Origin of the sequence: Morganella psychrotolerans (assembly GCF_001676055.1) — a bacterium.
GTDB classification, from domain to species: Bacteria; Pseudomonadota; Gammaproteobacteria; order Enterobacterales; family Enterobacteriaceae; genus Morganella; species Morganella psychrotolerans_B.
This window is the reverse complement of record NZ_LZEX01000028.1, coordinates 1-1,637: the sequence shown is the minus strand read 5'-3', so window position 1 is coordinate 1,637 and position 1,637 is coordinate 1. Positions and strand designations below refer to the sequence as shown.

Sequence of the window (1,637 nt, the reverse complement as noted above, 5' to 3'; positions counted from 1 at the left end):
GAATTAAAAAAGAAAATCGCGCAACTTGAAGAGCATAATGAGATCTTAAAAAAACTGCCTACATTTCGCGATATCCCCCATCTGACTAGAAACATAGAAAGATCTATACTCTAAATTAACCGGATAGTGGTCGTACGCCTTTTGGAGACATAAATCCCGTCAAAAAACCTGACCCAGGGAAATCTGCGGACCCGATGTTGGTGGCATAGACCCCGTTTAGGAAAGTGATTAATCCGAGTTCCCCATCCGGTATTCACAATTGAGCCGAGGTTACTATGTCAAAATTAAAACCAAAATCCCAATCACTTCCTGTCATCAATCCTAATGCTGCGGGTATAGATATAGGTGGCCGTTTTCATGTTGTCGCCGTTCCTCCTGATCGCAGTGACAAATCCGTTCAAACGTTTAAAGCTTTTACTGGCGATATCCATAACATGGCACGTTGGTTAACTAAATGTAGAATAACGACCGTCGCTATGGAGTCGACCGGCGTATACTGGGTACCTGTGTATGAAATTTTGGAAGAACATGGTTTTGAGGTTGTCCTTTCCAACGCACGTGATACCCGAGCAGTACCAGGTAGGAAAACTGATGTGGGAGATGCACAATGGATCCAGCGGCTTCATGCATGTGGTTTGCTAAAAGCCAGTTTTAGACCCGATGCTACAATAGCTGAACTTCGGACATATATGCGAGTCAGAGAACGTATGTTGGATTATGCAGCAGCACATATTCAACATATGCAAAAAGCACTCACATTCATGAACGTTCAATTGCATATAGTCGTTTCTGATATCACAGGTGTAACGGGGATGAAGATTGTAAGAGCCATCGTTGCGGGCGAGCACGACCCAGCTATATTAGCAAAATTCAGAGATCCACGTTGTAAAGCGGATGAACAAACAATTTGTGCGGCCCTAAAAGGTAACTATCAGCCAGAACATCTATTTGCTCTACGTCAAGCTATTATTTTGTATGATGTGTACCAGCGACAAGTAAATGAATGTGATGTACAAATTGAAGCTGTACTCGATAGGCTTTGCATAAATTCGAGCGAACCCGATGAGCCTATCCCCAAACCAAAGCACAGAGCAAAGCAGGCAAACGCAATGACATTTGATGTGCGAGAAAAGCTTTATCGTTTAATAGGGGCTGATCTCACGCAAATTCACGGCATAGGCCCTTTTCTTGCGTTACGACTGATATCTGAGTGTGGTACAGATATGAATAAATGGCCGACTGAAAAGCATTTTACATCGTGGTTAACATTATGCCCAGGCTCAAAAATTAGTGGTGGTAAAGTCATGTCTTCTCACTCCCGAAAGAGTAATAATCGAGTTGTCGCTCATCTCAGGCTAGCAGCAACGACCGTTGGTCGTTCAGATACAGCCCTTGGTGCATTTTATCGAAGGCTCTCATCTAGGATTGGTAAAGCAAAAGCGGTAACTGCCACTGCAAGAAAGATAGCTATACTGTTTTACAATGCAATGAAATATGGCACAAAGTATAAAGATCCTGGCGCTGAATATTACGAAGAGCGGTACAAAGAAAGGGTACTAAAAAATCTCAAACGCCAAGCCGAGAGAATGGGTATGACTTTACAGGCAAAAGAAGAATGTGTTTCTTAGGAAGGCTAC

General features: G+C 42.9%; 1 protein-coding gene. It reads left to right on the top strand.

Translation table 11 applies throughout. The features are described from left to right. Positions 1-275 precede the first annotated feature (275 nt). Positions 276-1,628, top strand: coding sequence for an IS110 family RNA-guided transposase (locus AYY17_RS13800; protein ID WP_067424518.1), 1,353 nt, complete (start codon positions 276-278; stop codon positions 1,626-1,628). The last annotated feature ends 9 nt before the right edge of the window (positions 1,629-1,637 follow it).

Coding starts and splice junctions, on each gene's coding strand:
- AYY17_RS13800 (WP_067424518.1), top strand. CDS start 276: ATGTCAAAATTAAAACCAAAATCCCAATCACTTCCTGTCATCAATCCT.